General features: G+C 32.1%; 16 protein-coding genes. 7 read left to right on the plus strand and 9 right to left on the minus strand.

Going from position 1 to position 20,317, the window contains the following annotated elements:
- Positions 1-131 precede the first annotated feature (131 nt).
- The 6 genes from QSV08_RS13940 to QSV08_RS13965 all read left to right on the plus strand — a co-directional run bounded on the left by QSV08_RS13940 (position 132) and on the right by QSV08_RS13965 (position 6,306).
- The gene (locus QSV08_RS13940) at positions 132-1,460 is read left to right on the plus strand and encodes a phenylacetate--CoA ligase family protein (protein ID WP_324024086.1); all 1,329 of its coding nucleotides are present in this window, start codon (positions 132-134) and stop codon (positions 1,458-1,460) included.
- 7 nt (positions 1,461-1,467) lie between these two features.
- Positions 1,468-2,544: a sugar-transfer associated ATP-grasp domain-containing protein gene (locus QSV08_RS13945; RefSeq protein WP_324024088.1), complete on the plus strand. Its 1,077-nt coding sequence runs from the start codon at positions 1,468-1,470 to the stop codon at positions 2,542-2,544.
- A 7-nt stretch (positions 2,545-2,551) separates the two neighbouring features.
- Complete coding sequence (locus QSV08_RS13950; RefSeq protein ID WP_324024090.1) at positions 2,552-3,541, plus strand: glycosyltransferase family 4 protein; 990 nt, start codon at positions 2,552-2,554, stop codon at positions 3,539-3,541.
- The gene (locus QSV08_RS13955; protein ID WP_324024092.1) at positions 3,538-4,704 is read left to right on the plus strand and encodes a glycosyltransferase; all 1,167 of its coding nucleotides are present in this window, start codon (positions 3,538-3,540) and stop codon (positions 4,702-4,704) included. Before QSV08_RS13950 ends, QSV08_RS13955 begins: the two co-directional genes overlap by 4 nt.
- Positions 4,688-5,275 carry a WcaF family extracellular polysaccharide biosynthesis acetyltransferase gene (locus QSV08_RS13960; RefSeq protein ID WP_324024094.1) on the plus strand — a complete coding sequence of 196 codons (588 nt, stop codon included), beginning with the start codon at positions 4,688-4,690 and terminating at the stop codon, positions 5,273-5,275. The genes QSV08_RS13955 and QSV08_RS13960 overlap by 17 nt, the downstream gene beginning before the upstream one ends.
- Before the next feature lie 119 nt (positions 5,276-5,394).
- A complete protein-coding gene (locus QSV08_RS13965) occupies positions 5,395-6,306 on the plus strand; it encodes a hypothetical protein (protein ID WP_324024096.1) in 912 nt (303 codons plus the stop codon).
- Positions 6,307-6,396: 90 nt separating this feature from the next.
- Here QSV08_RS13965 and QSV08_RS13970 read toward each other — a convergent pair whose 3' ends face one another.
- A complete protein-coding gene (locus tag QSV08_RS13970; RefSeq protein ID WP_324024098.1) occupies positions 6,397-8,613 on the minus strand; it encodes a hypothetical protein in 2,217 nt (738 codons plus the stop codon).
- Positions 8,614-9,021: 408 nt separating this feature from the next.
- Entirely contained in the window at positions 9,022-9,786 is a 765-nt protein-coding gene (locus QSV08_RS13975; RefSeq protein ID WP_324024100.1) for a WecB/TagA/CpsF family glycosyltransferase, read from the minus strand.
- Positions 9,787-10,159: 373 nt separating this feature from the next.
- Here QSV08_RS13975 and QSV08_RS13980 point away from each other — a divergent pair, with 373 nt between their 5' ends.
- Positions 10,160-11,647 carry a right-handed parallel beta-helix repeat-containing protein gene (locus QSV08_RS13980; protein ID WP_324024102.1) on the plus strand — a complete coding sequence of 496 codons (1,488 nt, stop codon included), beginning with the start codon at positions 10,160-10,162 and terminating at the stop codon, positions 11,645-11,647.
- Between the two features lie 15 nt (positions 11,648-11,662).
- Here the strand turns inward: QSV08_RS13980 and QSV08_RS13985 are convergent, their stop codons facing one another.
- From QSV08_RS13985 to QSV08_RS14015, 7 genes are all read right to left on the minus strand, one after another.
- Entirely contained in the window at positions 11,663-12,598 is a 936-nt protein-coding gene (locus tag QSV08_RS13985) for a nucleotide-diphospho-sugar transferase (RefSeq protein WP_324024104.1), read from the minus strand.
- Positions 12,595-13,482 carry a glycosyltransferase family 2 protein gene (locus QSV08_RS13990; RefSeq protein WP_324024106.1) on the minus strand — a complete coding sequence of 296 codons (888 nt, stop codon included), beginning with the start codon at positions 13,480-13,482 and terminating at the stop codon, positions 12,595-12,597. The genes QSV08_RS13985 and QSV08_RS13990 overlap by 4 nt, the downstream gene beginning before the upstream one ends.
- Before the next feature lie 20 nt (positions 13,483-13,502).
- Positions 13,503-14,870, minus strand: coding sequence for a lipopolysaccharide biosynthesis protein (locus QSV08_RS13995; protein ID WP_324024108.1), 1,368 nt, complete (start codon positions 14,868-14,870; stop codon positions 13,503-13,505).
- On the minus strand, positions 14,870-16,132 hold the full coding sequence (locus tag QSV08_RS14000; protein ID WP_324024110.1) for a hypothetical protein: 1,263 nt from the start codon (positions 16,130-16,132) through the stop codon (positions 14,870-14,872). The genes QSV08_RS13995 and QSV08_RS14000 overlap by 1 nt, the downstream gene beginning before the upstream one ends.
- A gap of 43 nt (positions 16,133-16,175) precedes the next feature.
- Entirely contained in the window at positions 16,176-18,488 is a 2,313-nt protein-coding gene (locus QSV08_RS14005; RefSeq protein WP_324024112.1) for a GumC family protein, read from the minus strand.
- Between the two features lie 111 nt (positions 18,489-18,599).
- Positions 18,600-19,391 (minus strand): polysaccharide biosynthesis/export family protein, encoded by a 792-nt coding sequence (locus tag QSV08_RS14010; protein ID WP_324024114.1) that lies wholly within the window; start codon positions 19,389-19,391, stop codon positions 18,600-18,602.
- A gap of 202 nt (positions 19,392-19,593) precedes the next feature.
- A complete protein-coding gene (locus tag QSV08_RS14015; RefSeq protein ID WP_324024116.1) occupies positions 19,594-20,286 on the minus strand; it encodes a 4'-phosphopantetheinyl transferase family protein in 693 nt (230 codons plus the stop codon).
- Between the last annotated feature and the right edge of the window lie 31 nt (positions 20,287-20,317).

Consider the following 20,317-nt stretch of genomic DNA (forward strand, 5'->3'; position numbering starts at 1 on the left):
TAGATGCTGTTAAATTACTTTTAATAATTAAGAAGTTTAGCATTATAAGTATTGATTTATACTATTTTAAACCTCATAACTCCCCCTTTAAATCTCTATAATTAACAGGTTGTATTATAAATATTAATACTATGCGAAATAGTTTTTCTAAAATAATTTTCTCTCTAAAAACCAAGATTTTAAACCCTAGGTTAGCTAGCTTATACAAGCAAACGGTAAAAGCTTTAGAAGAAAATGACCTTGAAAATTATAATTTCGAAAAACGACAAGCACTCGTTAAACATGCCATAGAAAATTCTAGTTTTTACAAAGAGAAGTATGCGCATTTAGAAAATTTAAAAACAGGGCTACAAACGACAACTGATTTCTTACAATTGCCTCCATTGACACGAGAAGAAATACAATTTAATTTCAAACATATTAAGGCTGACAACATAACCTTAAGCAAGTGTAAAAAAGTTAGCACTTCTGGTAGTACTGGACCATCTTTAACTATTTTACATGACAAAAGACACCCAGAAACACCGATTAGATGGCGAATTTTGGAATGGTGGGGGATTAAACCATGGGAGAATCAAGCCTTTATCTATCGGTTTAAAAAACCGTTATGGGAACGTTTCACAAATACCATCATGTGGTGGCCTACAAAAAGAGTTTTCTTAGCTGCAGCAAACCCAAGTAAAAAGCAATTAGAAAAATTCGTTACTCAACTCAACAAAATAAAGCCTACTTTAATCCAAGGTTATGTTGATGTAGTTTTTGAATTTGCTTTGTATCTTCTTGATAATAATATAAAGATTCATCCACCAAAAATGGTTTGGGTCACCTCAGCACCTCTTTTTGAGGCTCAGCGTGAACTAATGGAAAAAGCTTTTGGCGCACCCGTATGTGACCAATATGGTAATACTGAAATTATGCTCATTGCGGCAGAATGTCCTGAGCAAAATGGGCTACATATAATGCAAGACACCGTTCATATAGAATTTGTCGATGCCAACAACCAACCAGTGCCATCTAATACCTCTGGTAGAATTCTATTAACTGACCTAACCAATTATGCATTCCCACTCATACGATATGAAATAGGAGATGAAGGAAAATATTTAATCGAAAAATGTAGTTGTACCAAACCTTTCCCCTTAATGCAAAATGTTCAAGGCCGTAGAGCTGTACACATTCAAACCCCAACAGGCTTAAATATTAAAGGGGAGCATTTAATGGCTATGTTCAATAGTTTTATGAAACACTTTAAGGAAATTCAATTACACCAAAATTTAGATTACGCTGTTTGTATAAAATATGTGCCTAGAGAGCAATTTACACATGTTGAAGAAATAAAAAATATGGCTCAACTTTTAACAGAACGTTCTAGAAAAGAAATAAAAGTCAGTACTGAAAAAGTAGAGAGAGTACAACAGATCGGTAAAAAATTCCCTCTTATCATTAGCGACCTAAAATAAAAATTTTGTGACCTTAATTAAACAAATAGCTGCCACAAGTATTAAAAAATTAGAGAATTTACGTTACCATAAAATTTCTACTAAGATAGCTTATGACATACTTACCAGCTTAAAGGAAGAAAAAGGCAACTTCCCCATTGAACTTAAAAAAAAAGCTGACAACTATGCTATAGAAGTATTGGGGTGGAAAGGCTTTGCACCATGGCTTTACGTGTATAGCCATTTTACAGGGGAATTTAAGGAAGGCTGGATTCCTGATAATTTTTATGGTAAGGTTGTTATACCAAAAATACAGGGTGCCTATGGGAGAGTTTCTATGTTAAAACCGTTAACAAATCGCTTATTTGACAAGAACATAAGTCCAGATCTTGGTTATTTTATTAATGGTACTTGGTTTGACACAAATTATTCCCAAATTCCAGAAACCGATATTCAAAAAATATTTTTTGCTGATACTGACATAGTCATTGTTAAGCTAGATACAACCTATCAAGGTAAGGGTATTTATGTACTCACTAAATATAAATTTAATATTTCCAAGCTCAATAAATTAGGTGATTTTGTAATTCAAAAATTTATTAAACAACATGAGTTTTTTAACAGCTATACATCTAAATCTGTAGCAACTATTCGTTTAACCACGGTAGTTGAAATAAGTGGCGATATCAGTCTAAGAGCAGCGTATTTAAGATTAGGAAGAAGTGGTGATACCCATGTGCAATCTGTTAATCATATTAGAATACCTATTGAAATGATAGATGGTAAACTTTACGAATTAGGGTATTTACCTAATTGGCATCAGATTAAAACTTATCCTGATAGCAAAACTACTTTTTCAGACAAAGAAATACCGAACTTTGAAACCTGTGTTAATTTAGTTTTATCACTACATAAAAAAATGCCCATGGTAAAAGCAATAGGCTGGGATGTTATAATAGACAGCAACAATCAACCTGTGGTAATGGAATGGAATGGCTATAGTAATGACATTAAGTTTTCAGAAGCGACCCAAGGTCCTTGTTTTAGTGATCTTAATTGGGATAAAATAAAAATAACAAATACACAATTAGCACAAAAAACTTAAAACCCTAATGAAGATTCAATATTTTTTCAGACATCCTCATGTAGGTCATTCAATACACCGTGTATTTAGAACAATCATTACGGAAATTTCTAAAACGGAAGATACCACCATAATTGAAGTTCCGAACAAAGGTTCTATGCCGTGGGATGTAATTAAAAATAATCTTTTTGTTTATAGAAAAAGAAACAAGCATACCATACATCACATTACAGGTCATATACATGATGTGTTGATGGCTTTGATAGGGGTGAAAACAGTATTAACCATACATGATTTAGTATTTTTAGACAATGTAAAAAACCCTGTCAAACACTTTTACAAATGGCTTTTTTGGCTCTATTTACCAATAAAAATAGCTGATAAAGTAGTTTGTATTTCCAACCAAACGAAGAAAAATATACTTAGTAAAATTAATACGGACAAAATTATTGTTATTCACAATGCAATTGACCCGATTTTTACTTGTTCAAAAAAACCATTCAATTCTGAAAAACCTATCATTCTTCATATTGGTACTGGCTGGAATAAAAATTTAGAAAGAACAATTGAAGCTTTGGAAGGTATTAGTTGCCACTTAAGAGTTATCGAAAAATTAAAAGATAACCAAATCAAACTTTTAACGAAATACAATATTGACTATTCTAACCAATACGACCTTACTGATGAAGAAATTAGGGAGGAATATTTGAAATGTGATATTGTAAATTTTCCATCTGTATATGAGGGTTTTGGTATGCCTGTGATTGAAGGTCAACAAACAGGAAGGGTAGTTATCACTTCAAATATAGAACCAATTATAGAAATCGCTGGTAATGCCGCAGTATTTCTCAATCCGTGGGATGTTAATTCCATGAGAGATGCTTATTCTAAAGTTTTGAAAGATTATGATTTACAAAACGAGTTAATTATAAAAGGTTTAGAAAATGTAAAACGATTTTCTATTGAGAATATTAGTCAACAATACATAACATTATATAGAAACTTGAACGAAATATGAAAATTCTTCAAATTATATCTAGTATGCAACCAGAGAATGGAGGCATGTGCCAAGGTATACGAAATACCATACCTGAATTACAAAAACTAGGAATCACCAATGATGTAATTTGTTTAGACAATCCTAATTCAGATTACCTTGGCAAGGATTGTTTTCCTATATACGCTTTGGGTGAGGCTAAAACTGCATGGAAATATAATAAAGACTTATTATCTTGGCTCAATATTAATTTTAAAAACTATGATAAAATAATAGTTCATGGTCTTTGGTCTTATCATAGTTATGCGGCAATAAAAGTCTTTATAGAATTTAAAAAAGCAAGAAAAGAGACACCAAATCTATACGTAATGCCACATGGTATGTTAGACCCTTATTTTCAAAAAGCAGAATCCCGTAAATTAAAAGCATTACGCAACGATTTCTATTGGAAGTTTTTTGAAAAGAATGTCATCAATAGCGCCGATGGAGTTCTATTTACCTGTGAAGAAGAATTATTACTAGCAAAAACAACCTTTCCTAATTATCTACCTAAACAAGAACTCAATGTTGGTTATGGCATTCAATCGCCTCCAAATTTTAAACCAACAATGCGTGAAACTTTTGCTTCGAAAGTACCGAATTGGAACGGTAAGCCTTTTTTGCTTTTTTTAAGTAGGATTCATACAAAGAAAGGAGTCGATTTATTAATTGAGGCCTATTTGCAATTAGAACACGAAATAGAGAGTATTCCACAACTAATTATTGCAGGTCCAGGTCGAGAAGAATCTTATGGCATAGCAATGCAGAAACTTGCTTCTAAATCAAAAAACATTTTGTTCCCTGGCATGTTAAGTGGAGATGCTAAATGGGGTGCTTTCTACACAAGTGAAGTGTTTGTTCTACCTAGTCATCAAGAAAATTTCGGTATTGCGGTGGTTGAAGCTTTGGCTTGTTCAAAACCGGTATTAATAAGTAACAAAGTAAATATTTGGCGCGAAATTAAAAACGGTAATGGAGGCATTGTAAAAGAGGATACAGGTAAAGAAACTTATGATTTATTAAAGAAATGGTTTCAATTAAGTGTTAGTGAAAAAGATAAAATGTCTCAAAATGCTGAAAATGTATTTTCAAAGCATTACACTATAAAGCAGGCTGCTAAAAAACTTCATGATTCAATTTCTTAAAGAAAATATGGAAGTTAGTAAATCAAAGGTTAGATTAAACGATTTCGACGCTAGTATTGGCTTAGAACGCGGTGCGAGCAAAATAAAAGAAATTATTTGGTATTTAATCAAGGTATCCTTTTTTTTATCTGCTTTACCTTACCCCAGTTCTTTTAAGGTATCACTTTTAAAATTATTTGGTGCTAAAATAGGTAAGGGTGTAGTTATAAAACCTAGAGTAAATATTCATTTTCCATGGAAATTAGAAATTGGGGATAATGTTTGGATAGGCGAGGAGGCTTTTCTTTTAAATTTTGAACAACTTAAAATTGGCAACAATGTATGTATTTCGCAACGCAGTTTTCTATGCGGAGGAAATCATGATTATAGAAAGCCAGATATGCCATACCGTAATGGCCCTATTGAACTAAAAGATGGATGCTGGATCGGGGCGTGTTGTTTTATTGGGCCTAACATTACTATTGGAATAGATACAGTAGTTACCGTTGGCTCTATAATCGTTAATGATTTAGAGTCAAAAAAAGTAGTTACGCATCGGCCAACAAATAACAATAATAATCGATGGAAATAGAAAAATCAAATTTAATACTATACTAATAATTTAAGGTAGTAGCATTTGAAACTTGTAAACTATTAAAAATCTATTCCTTTTCAAATCCGATTATTTCATGAATTTAATTTTAAACTCAAATGAAAAAATTATACAAAATAATTTTTATTTCTATCATCATTGGTATAACTATTGAATTTAGCTTGCGGTTTTTCTTAGGTTTTTGCGATGCACCCCTATATATCTCAGATGAATCTTTTGAATACATTGCGGCACCAAATCAAAGCGGAAAAAGATTCGGAAATACATATAGTTTCAATACTTTTTCTCAACGTAGTGAAGAAATAAATCCTAATAAAACCAAAATATTAGGTTTGGGTGATTCTGTAATTTTTGGTGGAGTACAGTCTGATCAAGATAGTATTGCTACTTCAATAGTGAGCGAGAAGCTTCCAAACCTACAAATATTAAATATATCATCGGGTAGTTGGGGACCAGACAATTGTTCGGCATATCTAGAAAAATACGGCACATTTAACGCAAAAGCTATGCTTTTAGTAGTTAGCAGCCATGATGCATTTGACGTTATGGATTTTCAACCAGTAGTCGGTAATCACATCTCTTACCCAGAACAACAATATAAATTAGCTTGGGGAGAACTTTTAGACCGTTATATCAATCCAAGAATTTCCAAAATTTTTTCTAAAAAGACGAAATTAGATCCAGATGAACAAGCTACTCAAGGCATTAAAAAAAATGGATTTAATTTTAATCCTGGCTTCGACCAATTAAAGTTAATTTCAATAAATTTAGACTTGCCATTAACAATTTATTTACATGCCGAAAAATCAGAATTACAAAATAAAAAGTATAATACTCAAGGAAATTTAATTTTAGAATGGGCTAATAAGAACGACGTAAAAATACTAAAGGAACTAGATTATAATTTTATAGATGCTGATTATAGAGATGCTATACATTTAAGTAATAGCGGTCAGAAAAAGCTAGCTGAAATAATGATAAGTGAATTGAAAACTATAGTAAATCCTTAATATATTTTTTCTCAAAAAAATAACTTGTAATAGCTAATCCCAAAGCGTATGAATTATATTAAAATAATTAAGTTTTAACCAAACGTTAGATTAATACTGCGTTGAACGAACCAAATTAATTGTGACTTGTATTTTACCTGTATTATTAAAATCTTGGTTAGCAAATAAATAGATATTACTACTACCTTCAAATGAATTTGCATCATCAATATCTACCGAAACAACACCAACTTTTTCAGAAATTAATGTTATTAAATCTTCTTTATTTGAACTTCTTGTTCCCATAGATATCTTGGTGCCAATTGCTAAATCCTCTAAAGTATGAACAACCAATTTATCTAACGAATACCCACCTGGTATTGTCATATTCAACATTAGGCTATTTCCTGAACCAAGTATTATAGTTTCACTTAGTGTCCAAATATCTTTTCTTAAAGAGTTGGTTTGTTCAATAATATAATTATTATTAATATCAGTAATTTTAGCATAATTATTATTAAGGTTGACACTATTGGCAAGTATGACCTGAACACTTCTTTTCATTGGACTTGACTCCAATTCCCTCCACCCATTTACTTGAATATCATAAAAATTATCACTTCCTTCGTTCAGCGTGTTTAAATCATGAAAGACCACAGCACTATAATCATTTATACTTGTATGTTTTTCAATAGTTAATGTAGAATTCGCGACTGTATTATTTGAGCCGCTAATTCCAAAAAGACCAGCTTCCTCATTATTTAACCCCTTAACTACTACATGTACACCATCCATTGAAACGTAATCGCCAACAGCATAATCCATTGGATATATTTCAATAGATTCTGAATTATCTTTTATGGTCATATTATTAATTGAAATATTATTCAATGGACCTAAATATCTTAAAGAATTAAACTTGAAATTAGGATTAAAGATATCAATCGTACTTTCTGCATATATATTACTAAAAACACCATTAGTAATACCTCCCCAATCACCCAAACCATCTCTTCTATAAGAAGAATAATTATCTACAACCACATTTTCAATAAAATCAACTAATTTTAAAGAGTTGCAGTAACCACTTATTTCTTCTCTAACATTTGAAGTCCCAACGTAATTGCCATAGTCAGTGGTATTTAGTATCGTTAGGTTCTTACATATATGATTTTCTGAATTATCACTGTTTAAATAAATTAAATGCGGTGGTGGCATCCAATAATCAAGTCCCCCCACCAAAACGCCATTAAAAGTTTGTACATCTGAATATCTATAACCCTTTAAACCATCTAAAGTTAAATTATCTACTATACCCTGTATACCCATAATCGCCCCATCAATTACCAAATTTTTTAAATTGATATTACTACAAATTGATGTTGGGTCTGAATTATTTGAAATATTCTGATTGGCACTATATTCTTCCTTCAATTTTATTGCACCGACCATAAAAGTATTAGCAGTGGTTCCTTTTGATAACATGTTTACATTCTCGAATAAAACGTTTCTTGCTGCGTCTAGTAATACAGTATACCTAAAGTTTACTGGACCTCGCCAAATAGGACTTTGATTATTAAAAACTAATCCACGATTCTGTACTAGATAATTTTTAAGTTGTGTAGTATTCGCTATAGTCATTTGATTATCATACCCAAAATTAGCATCATAACTTTGATCATAGAAAATAGTGATATTTTTAATGGTAATATTTTCTGCTAAGGCGATTATGAACGCCGGTGAAAGCAAATTATTAACAATAATACGAGCATCATTTGCGCCTTCAATCCAGGTATTATCTTCTAGAAAAATAGATTTTGTCCCTGTTTCCTCAACATCTAAAAAAATATCTTTATCTATTAAAACCTTTAGCCCTAAAGAATCTGCATAAGCTAAGGTTTCTACAAAAGCATCTCTATCATCTGTAACACCATCCATTACTGCTCCAAACCAATGGGGCCTAACATATTCATTACCGTAAGTACCAGTTAAAATTACCTCTTCTATAATAGGTTCACTCGAACTAGAAGCAATAAGTGTATCATCTCCTTCTACTGTACCATTTTCAAGTTGTCCTTCATCAAAATACAAAGTTACATTAGCAGGTAGCTCAATAACTTCACCATTTAAATCAAAGTGGTCATTAATTTCAAATACCGAGTTTGCGTAATCATCAGGTATGTTGTTCCAATCAAAATTGCTAGGTATTTTTATAGTGTCCTTTGGAATCTGGTTTTCTGAATTTTCAGCAATATCATTAATCACGTACTCCGACAATAAATCAGCATCTTTTGCGCAAGATATTTGTAAAAATATAGCATAAATCACAATAAAGGAGCGTATAGATAGTATCTGACTACATTTCATTGAAGGGTAATATTATGAATGCAATTAACTTAATTAATTGAAATTTTAATCTAAACGATTAAACTAATACAATTAATACGTTATCTATAGCTTTTTAGACTACATGCATACACTTTTCTCATTACTTCAATTTTATAGCCAAAATATTATACAAAAGACAAACAAATACTGAATCACCACTTAAAAAATAATGATAGTGGCATGGTCTAAAGAAAAAAGATTTAAGAATATTAGAGAAGAACGAAATAATGCATTACTCCGTTTCAAGAATAATACGCAGCTAACCATGTATTATAAAGCAGCAAAATAACTGCAGCAAATTACATCATTACTTCATTCGATAAAATAGTAGAAAATAATTACTAATTATTATTGAACCGTAGCTCCAATTTCCTTCTCTGGCGCAAACTTAGCTTTCACCAAATATTTAGTAAATACGGCACCATAGTAAATATATCTATTCGCCATACGCTTAGGTTCTTTTAGTAGACGACCTAACCACTCTAGCCCTAAATCTTGCCAAATTTTATTTGGTCTTTCTACAGTACCAGCATAGAAATCAAATACAGCCCCTATTGAGCATATTATTTTAGCATCTAGATTTTCTTTATTGGCATGACTCCATTTTTCTTGTTTTGGTGCTGTCATACCCACGAACAAGACATCTGGCTTAAAACTGTTTACAGCTTCGATCATTGCCGCTGTATCTTCATCTGTAAAGGTTGGCTTATATGGTGGAGAGTAGCTCGCAAAGCTAACATTCGGGTATTCTTTTTTTAATCTTTCCCCAATTTTTGAAAGTGTTTCGTCTGATGCTCCTAAATAGAAACAAGAACCATGTATTTCATTTAATCTCTTTAATTGAAAATCATGAAAATCTGCACCAGCTATTTTTTTAACGGAAGCCCCGTTAAGCCATTTAGCGGCAGCGACAATACCGACACCATCTGGCAGTATAACATCGCTTTCTAACAAAGCATTTTTGAATACAGCGTCTTCTTCTGATATACAGAAGGAGTATTGATTTATAGTACTTACCAATAACTTGGATTTAACCGGTAAATTCTCTAATGTAGAATTGTAAACCGGATAACCTAGGCATAATACTTCTGAATCAACTGCTGTACTACTCATAATTTTCTAAAAAACAGTAATTGAATCTATAGTTTTGAATAGAACAAATTGAAAAAATGTTCCACAAAAAAAATAGTAATTACCACGGGGGTTAATGGTTCTACAAAAATAAAATAATTAACTCAAAATTATAGATTACTTACGATAACATGGTGTAAAATAAAGACATATGACCATAAAATACCATATTTAAATATCTAATTATAATTATTTGATGTGTTTTCTTACGAAATACTTAAACTGTACAAGAAAATATTGTACGTGACCTATTTACAATAATAAGCCGTTAATCGAACTTACAATATGAAAGACAACATAAAATAAAAAACCTAGTTATCTAAAAGGAGTAGGCATTCAAACTAAACTAGAATTTATGTATTCATGGTTTGGTGAAAAAATTAGAATTATGGCTAAAACTAGACTTCAACCTATGTACTTCAATACTTCAATACTTTTTTTAATGGTATTAGTACTCCCTTTACTGCAATTGGGATCTTGTTCGTCGGATCACGATATTCTTAGCGAATCTATTATTAAAGATGCGGCTACAGAAGAATCTATTTTTATTCCAGTTCTTCAAATTACTAATTTTAGCATACAATCAATTGATAATATAGGTTTGACCTCAGATATTATAGGTGTTATCGATGAAGAAACAAATCTTATATATGTTGAAATTGATACCAATAACATATCTACGCTTCAACTTAAACCTAACATTACCGTTGATTCGGCTACAACGGTCGTACCCGATACAGATACTCCACAAGATTTTAGTGGAGAAGTTACCTATACTGTAACTTCTGAAAATGGAGCAGAAGAAAACTATACTGTAGTACCAACCATTGCTGAAACTGAGATTGTAGAACCCGAAATTGAAGAAACCCCGTGTGCTAGCAATCGTCAAGAATCAGGTCCGATAATTGTCACTGAAAATAACCAGCGAATAGAAAACCTCCATATAAAAACATCTAATCAACATGGTATAGAAATTAATGGCTTTACCGGTGTCGTCATATCAAATTGCATTATTGAATACACTGGCGCCTATATGGGTATTAAATTCGCTGAGGCAGATAATTTAACTATTGAAAACTGTTCCATAAAATATACAAATGCTCCTTCTAGTGGTCCTTTACCTGATGCCACTAGAAATTGTATTGAAGGATTTGATACTGAGAATTTAGTAATTACACATGTAAAAGTAGAAGATGGCTCTACAGGTATTCGGTTAGATCAATGCGATGCATCTGTATTGACCTATATTGAAGGTCACAATATGAGAGGTCCTTTTCCTAGAGGGCAATTAGTGCAATACGATAAATGTATTGGAGGATTATTAGAGAATTTTTCGGTAATCAACGACCGTGATGTTGCTTGGACCGAAGACAACATTAGTATTTACAAAAGTGCCGGACAACAGATCAAAAAAGGTTTGATTGTCGGTAACAATAGCCCTAGGGGTGTTGGTGTAATGTTCGAAGATCAGAATACCGAAGGTGCACGTGGTGGCACGGGCGGACTTGTTGAAGATGTTGACTTTTTAGAGATGGGCAACGGTGTTGCATCTTCTGTTGAAGGTTCTGGCAATGTAACCTTTAATAGATTACGTGCGAAGCAAATTATATGTGGCGAATTAGGTCAAGGCAGAGGCCTACCAGAATCTAACTCATTAATATTTGCAGCTTTTGAAACTACTGGTGGTAATAAAATAATTGACTGCCTGGTTTATGAGTCATGTAACCCTACAAATATTATTTGGCCAGAATATAGCTTTGAAGTTGTTGACTACAGGGACGATATCGATTTCGAACCGAGAGACCCTATTGTTCTTGATTTTGGCTGTACTTCAGGTAATTAATCCATTTCATAAACATTAACCCCAATTTGTATAACCAGGTACTCTGAGATAAGCAAATATTTTTCTACGTAGAATAGTTGTTATAAAAAACTTTTTAAAATATCTTCTATCAGCTTTACCATCTCTTATAATAAAATTAGGATGGGCTAGTGGAAAACTAATATCAGATGCTTTATTCTCTTGCCTTTTATCATTTGCACTTGTTGTATGTGTGGCATCTTCCCCAAAACCTAAATTTTGAATCATGTTTTTATGCGGAATAATTGATAATCCTGAATTGATCAATTTGGTATAATCCCATTGATAATCCCACCATGTAACTTCTTCTGCATTGATTGTTTTTTCAACCTTGCTAAGTCTGTATTTTTTCTCAATGAAATTAGAAAAGTACTTATCAAAGTACCCTTTCTTTTTTAACTCTGGATACGTTGACACCTCATAATCATAATGTTTCCAAGCTCTTCTCCAGCTAGCCCAACCCCACTCATGACTGAAATTAGAGAAGTAATACGAGTAATCTGAATCAGAAACCCATCCGTTCTGAAAATTAGAACCTCCAATATGCATTATCTGGCTATTATCTCGATACTTTTCTAACAGCTCTGAACTGAATTTAAAAAAGCTTTCTGATGGCAAGCAATCATCTTCTAGTATAATGCCTTCTCCTTCATTTTCAAAGAACCAATCGATTGCTCTTTTTGGTCCTAAGCCACAACCTATGTTTTCATCTCTAAACAGTGTTTTGACCTCACAGTCCCAATCCACTAAACCTATAATCGCTCTAGTTTCTTTACAACGTTGATCGTCTTTACCATTATTTCGTGGTCCATCGGCCGCAACATAAAGTTTTTTAGGTTGCGCCTTTCGTATCATTTCAAAAACCTTTTGTGTTTGCTCAGGCCTATTAAAAATGATAAAAAGTACGGGTGCTTGTGGTGTGGTCATTTTCATTTTAAATAGTCTTTATTTTTAAATAATTGCCATATAATAGGAAACAATGTTTTAATCCACAACAATACAAAAGCAATAGGGAAATGAAATGGCAGGTGTTTCTTTACAAATCGTAAATATTCTTTATAGGATAATCCCTTAGGACTATACAAATAAGCTATCCTTTCTTTAAGGGTACTTTTCTGAGTCAACCAATTCACCCCATGATCATATTTACAATACCCAATAACCTGACTAGAAACATAAGTATAAATACCTTTGCGCAAAGCTCGCAAAGTGTAATCATAATCTGCTATACCATGAATAAAATTTTCTGACAGAGAACCTACTTGCTCATAAACCACATTAGGAACCAACATAATATTGGCATTCCCCAATTCACATCTCTGCGGAAATTTGTTATTAGGTATAACCATTCTTCCTTTAAAAAGTAACCTGTTTAAAATCTTATGACCTCCATATGTTATTTTTTTAGTATCTGGATTTTGAGTAGATCCCACAATAATACTATTAGGCTCATTGATTATTTTTAAGTCATTAAACAATATTGTCAAAGCATCATCAAAAACAATCGTATCATCATTTAATAGTAAATAATAATCTGTATTTTTTTCGTTTTCATTGGCAAATTTCCAGGCAGCTCGCATACCACCGGCCCAAAAAAGATTTCCTGAACCTTGCATTATGTTAAGGTTATTAAATTTTCCTTTTAAATATTCAGTTGTACCATCGGTACTACCATCATCTACCAAGAATACCTTTAATTCAAAACCATCTTCTAAAGGGCAATTAAAAAGTGCTTGTAAACAGCTATAAGTTTTCATCTTACGATTGTGGCACGTAAGCAAAACAGTTATTATTTTTTTTTCTTTAATTGACATCATCTATAATTTATTTCAACTTACTAAGCTGGTAACTTTCGATTTTTTTTCATTTCAACATACACTTGGTATGGTGCTACTATTAGCCCATTGACATTGGTTACTACAATTGCCATACATATTCCAAAAATACCGTAACCCATGTCTACCGACAAATAATACGCTAACGGCACAAAGAATATGATTATAAATATGGATATATAAAATTGCAGATTCACCTTACCCATACCGTTTAGAATACTAATAAATATTGATGAAAAGCAATTAGATAATACGATTAACAGAACCCCTAATGAGGTTATAAATGGTATGGTAATAATATCACCAATCCATAAATTATAAATAGTTGGTGCAAAGTATAATACGATGAGACTACCAACAGCAATAACAGCCCAAATTAATAGCAGCTTATTTATTAGTTTCCGTATCCACCTATAATCATTATTTACTTGGGCATTGGTAACCGAACTCCACACGGGGCTCAATATGATACCAAATACTAAAGAAGCAACGCTAAACAGCTTAAAAGCAATATTAAACTCCGTTACCTTCTCTGGTGAGAAGTATTTACTTATTAAAAAATTACTAGTTTGAAACTGCACCATATATGCAATGTTCAAAAAGAAAAATTTAATACCAAGAGAAAATATAGAGCTTAAAGTATCTGTAGTAGGTCTTTCTATTTTTTGTATTAAATCTCGTCTTTGAACCAAAAAGAAATATGCAGTAAATAAAAATATAGAAAGTACATTACTACCCATTACTACAAAACCTAAATTGAATAATGAAGGCTCAGAAAATTCTCTTAAATAAAGAATACCTATTAACCCAAGCACATTACCTAATAAGATAGTTCGCGCAATCATTGCCGGTTTTTGAAGGGCAAACTGTATAGGGTTATAAATTTGAAATATAAATTGTAAACTAAAGAAGGATATTAAAAGAAAAATCAACTGTTGTAGTTCAACTCGGTATGACGCATCTACACCTAGAAATTCATCCCATTTTATTTGATCCGTAAATACTACATTTAAGATAAATATGATGGTGGAAATTAATATTAATACTGCTGCCGTAGTATGTATTAATTTTCGTTGTTCTTTAATATCATCAATGGCTACAGCTTCAGAAAACTTATTTCGCAATCCGTTACCAAAACCTATATCTAACAAGGTAAACCAGGTTAATACAGAACTTAAGGTTAACCAAATACCGTAACGTTCAGCATTTACAAAATTTATAACCAAGGGTACAAACAAAAAGTTTATAGCCGTACCCAAACCTCTTAATATCAACGAGGAGAAAACATTCTTAATCAACAGATTAGTCCTAGAATTTCCTTGGAAATAAGATTGAATAATTACCCTTATGGAATTAAACCTTTTTATCATTATATATTATTAGGTTTTTGCAATTCTAAATATTTTGATCTGTAATTAAAGGATAAAACTGAAAAATCTTGATTTTTAAATGTTGGCAAAAATATAAATATGACGCAAATTGGCAACATTAATATAGGCTCACCAAAACTTAGAATAAGCAATATCAATATGGAATAGGCAACATATTCAGTTTTTCGTAGATAGACCTTGCAAACCGTTCCAAAACGATACAACAAAACAAAAAGGCCTACGACTCCGAACTTGGTAATGAAATCCATTATTCCATTAGAAATATTGACATTATATTCATTAATATAATACTCGTCGTACTGGTTACTTACCCCTAAAAACAATTTCCAATCGAATTGCTCGTAAAGAAAAATAACACTGGCAAATCTATTTAATGGAATTTGTCTCTCTACATTATCATAATATTTTGATAGTTGCTCAAGCTCTTTTAAATCTCTAATATCTTGATCATAAATTTCAACTATTTTCTCACCTAAAAATGGCACATTCGGTATAGCAAGTGCAAATATGACTGCAAATATGATGATAGCCATTTTACTTCCCTTGTTCAATACTCTATATCTTAAGAAAAATAAAAGAAATACACCTAAATATGCTGTAGTTGATACTGTCGTTAAAATCGCCAATGTGATTATAAACGCCTCTTTATTCAACTTAAAGTCATTTATTAAGAAATTGAATAATAACGCTAAAGTCAAAAATGAACCGAAAGCACCAGGTTCCCAACAGAAGCCTGAATTTCTATAATAATGAATATCATCAAAAGTGAAGAATATAAAATTAGTATACCTAAAAGACCCATCATTCACCGTAATACTTTCAAAGGCAGTACCGATTGCTTTAACAATAGCACCATTTTGGAACATTTGAAGTGCGTAAAAAACAAGAGAAACAATAGCTAGGTGTGAAATCACTTTTACCAAATAGTACAGCGCCTTCTCTCTTAATATAACACAAAACAAATACGATGTTAATACGTACTTAAAAAAGTAAAATACATCACTAGTAAAATAATCAGATGGTAATTTGTTCAACTTAAACCGAACCAAAATATAAATAAAAAAGATACCAGCACTGACTAGAAAAAACTGAACATCTTTTTTCTTGAACCTTTTTAAATGAAAGGCAACAAATATCATAAACACCTCTAGACCAAACCATGCAACATTAGATTCAACTAAAAAATTGGCTTTAGAAGAAAATAGCAGGAAAAGTAAAACTACAAGGTAGTATAAATTCATTCTGGTTTTTTACGTGTGCTTATGGCAATAGATTTACTACTATTTATTTAGTAGAAATATCATTCATCACCACCATCGGATTCTTGAACTTTTTATTTATTCTAACGTCTTCTATTATACTTAAGTCTTCTAGTTTAGAGTGTTTTGCACGTACCATATAAAGACAGCAATCTGTATACTTTGAAAGCGCAAGGGTATCTGCCAACTTGCCAATTGGTGCAGAATCGATTAGAATGTAATCGAACTCTTGTCTCAACTGAGCCATCAAAGTTTCCATTTTCTTAGAATTGAATGATTCTAGTCCGTCAACCTGTTCTGAACCCAAACCAATGGCAAATAAGTTCTCATTGTCTTTCACCGGAATCAAAAGATCATTTACGGTAATCGTATTAAAAGGTTGATTAAGATAATTAGTAACTCCGTATTCCTTTTTGGTTTCACCAAGCGTGGCTATTAATTCTGGATTGTGCTTATCTAATTCTAAAATGACCACTTTAGAGTTTGATGATGCTAAGGCTACTCCCATATTAGAAGAAAAGAATGTTTTACCTTCTCCTTTAATTGCAGAGGTAACTAAAACAGTCTGCACCTTCTTTTTCGAAAGAATAAAATCTAAATTCATTCTCATCATTCGAAAACCTTGAGCCAAGGCACTTACCTCTTCTCCTTTTTCTATTAAATTTTTACCAGATGTATTATGGGCAATTTCACCTATTACAGGTACACTTGTTCTTTTCTCAATATCGTTCTTGCCTTTCACTTTAGTGTTCAAAATGTCTCTTAAGTGAATAATAGCTATAGGTAAGGCTAAAGCCATTAATAAGGCTATTAATACAAATAGTTTTTTACTTGGCGAACCAGATTCGTAATCGGTAATCGCTTTATCGATAACGGTAAAATTATCTTGCTTCGCACCTACCATTAATGCTGCCTCTTCTCGTTTTTGAAGTAGGTATAAAAACAAGTTTTCTTTAATTCCTTGTTCTCTACTTATTTCAAGTAATTGTTGCTGCATTGCAGGTATTCTTTGTTTCTTTTCCGCAAATTGATCAGACCTATTTTTAATACTACCAATAGTACTACGTAGGCTTTGTTTAGATGTAGAAAGGCTACCCAGAATATTACGCTTTAATTGCGATAATTGATCTCTAATATCGACCATTCTAGGGTTATTCTCTGGCACTGTTCGTTGCAAACTTTTTCTATCGATCTGTAATTTGTTATAACTATCAATTAAATACGTAAGGTTAGAACTTGAAACATTTAAAGAGTTTATAGTCGATTCATTATCGCCCCTCTTTAAATTACGTTCTATTGAACTCAGTACTTTCAACTCAATTTCAGAGTCTGCTAATTTGCGATCATAATCAATTTCTTGTTCTGAAAAAGAATTCGCATCTAACTCAACATTGGCAAGTTCATTTTCTGTTTTAAACTGTGCCACATTCATTTCTACTTCACTAAGCTCTGTAGAAAGTGTATTTAAACGATTATCAATAAATTTTACATTTTCTAATGCTACAGCATTCTTTTCTACAAATGCTTTATAACCGTACATTTCAACTAGACCATTGATAATATCTTCACCCTTCTCTGGGTTCGATTCTTTCAATTCAATATTTATAACCGAAGCATCTTTATTTACTACATAAATATTTAATACCTTTTTCACATAGTCATGTGCCAATTCATCAATATCTCTAAATTCGGCAACAAACTCAACATCTTTTGAAGTTGTTTCTACATTCTTAACAACATGAAAAATGCCGTATGGTTTTTCAATTTTATAACCATAATTATAGGTGTTATAGCCATAAGAACTTGAAGAACTAGAATCTGTTAAAGCATCTTCGAATTCTTCGGTAATACTAAAGCTATCTGCACCTTCAATTTTGATTTTTAAAGTAGTTTTATAAGCAAGTGGAAATAAGGTGTCAACAACGATCTTAAAAGGCAGTTCTGAACCATATAATTCTGTCTCAGGAAAAACATCAGGAGCTATGACCTTGGCTTGTAACGACAAACTATCTAACACAGAACGCATTAAATGCACAGAAGTAAGTACTTCTATTTCGTTATTTACCTTTTCAGAGTTACTAAACGGATTATTGTTCACCAAGTTATTACCCGATGCATCAATAGTCGTTGTTTCGTTCTTTAATAGTATTTTGCTAGTAACATCATAAGATGTACGTACAAATTGCAAGGCAGCCACAGCTAAAGCCAAAAATACGATCAAAGAAATTAGAAAAAATTTCCATGATTTAAGGTATTTGGTCAACAGTGCTTTCAAATCAAAATTTTCTCCGTTTTCTTTAGAAGACATTTGTGAATCGAAATATTCCTTTTCAGTCATTACATTCAGTTTTATATGGTAATTAAGCTACAGTACACACAACCAATCTAGATTGGTTATATCACCTTAAGTTTTAAGTAAACTCTTTTTTATAAGGATATATTGTTGCGTTTACTTGAAAGTAGAAATAGAGATTACCGCTAATGATAAAGAACCTAGTATAACTGAAAACCATTGGGCAGCGTTAGACGTGTTTCTTACTTTTCTATCATTAGGCTGAACATAAACAATGTCATTTGGTCTCAAGTAGTAATTCGGAGAAGTAAATAATTCGTCTGATGTCAAATCAATTCTTTTTGTACTCTTAACTCCGTCTTCTTCACTGATCAACAATACGTTGTTTCTCTGTGCATAAATAGTCATATCACCAGCCATACCTAAAGCTTCCAATAAAGTTACTTTCTCATTCGGAATGGTAAATACTGCAGGCTGATTTACTTCACCTAATACGGAAACCTTGAAATTCAAAAATCGAATATCTACAATCGGCTCCATTAATAATTTTTTCGAAATCAATTCTTCTCGAATATATTCTCTTAGTTCTTTTTTGGTCAACCCAGAAACTTCTATTTTACCCAAGACCGGGAAACGTATAAAACCATCTTGATCGATTAAATACCCTGTAGATTGTGCACCACCAGCGTTATTGGCTAGATTAAACATCTCTGTTACCTCTGCATTTAAACTCGTAATGTTTATGCTTAACAAATCGTTCTTCTGTAATATCGGTTCTAGTGGTTCAAAATAAGTGGCAAAAGAATTGTTACCTACTTCATTGAAGTAAGAAGACTTCTTAGCACTACCACAAGACGATATTTGTACTGCAACTAATACTAACAAAGAGTATTTAAGTATGTTTACTCTTGTCTTTTTTAGGTTAAATGGGGAAAAAATAGCTTTCATAAATAAAATAATTTGACGCTTATAGTTATTAAACATGGTAAGGTTCAAAATTACTTCAAACAAAAATCTGTTTCATCTTAATTCCGATATCCTAGTTTATAAAATCGTCGTAATAAAGAAATAACGTAATTATAACCGTATCAGTGTGTAGATTAAATAAAGAGGAGAACACTTTATCGGCCACATACGATGTTTACCGCCGTTATCGAAAAGACTTTAAGCTATTTACTGACCCAAAATCGGTAAGTAATGCGGATTTTAAGCTTATTGTCGTGACATCTTCTTCATGAATTAAGCTTTGTGTTGCTATATGACACTTGTAGTCAACATCTATACTGATTTCATTTAGATAATAGGGCTGGTCAGCGATGAATGTAGATTGATTGCTGATTTCAAAGGATTGTAAAGGTATATGCAAGCCAGACCCGTTAGATTTGACTACAGCTTCTTTTTGGGTCCAATAGGTATAGAACTGCTCTAATACTTTTGGCGCGCCAAGTATAGTTTTATATTCTGATGGTGAGAATTGATCTTTAAAATCTTCAATAGGGATAGCATTGATTTTCTCTACATCAACACCAATATCACCCACCGATGTAATTGCGCAAACAATTACATCATTAGCGTGTGAAATGTTGAATTGAATAGATGAGTTTTCTAAAAAGGGCTTTTTATCTTTTGAGAAATTCATCTTGAGGTTATCTATATCTAATTGATATAAATTCTTTAATCCGTAAGCTAAAAGCAACCTACCCAATATGGTCGATTTCGCATCTTGCCAACGTTTATATTTTGAATATTTACGTACAAACTCCTCCGAGAACATATGCTCTGCATCCGCAAAAAAAGCATCGTTACCGTCATCGGTTAAATACGTAAATAATAGATGTGTCATTTATAGAGGCAATCTCAGCTTTAAAATTTTA

It is taken from the genome of Maribacter sp. BPC-D8 (assembly GCF_035207705.1).
Classification (GTDB): domain Bacteria; phylum Bacteroidota; class Bacteroidia; order Flavobacteriales; family Flavobacteriaceae; genus Maribacter.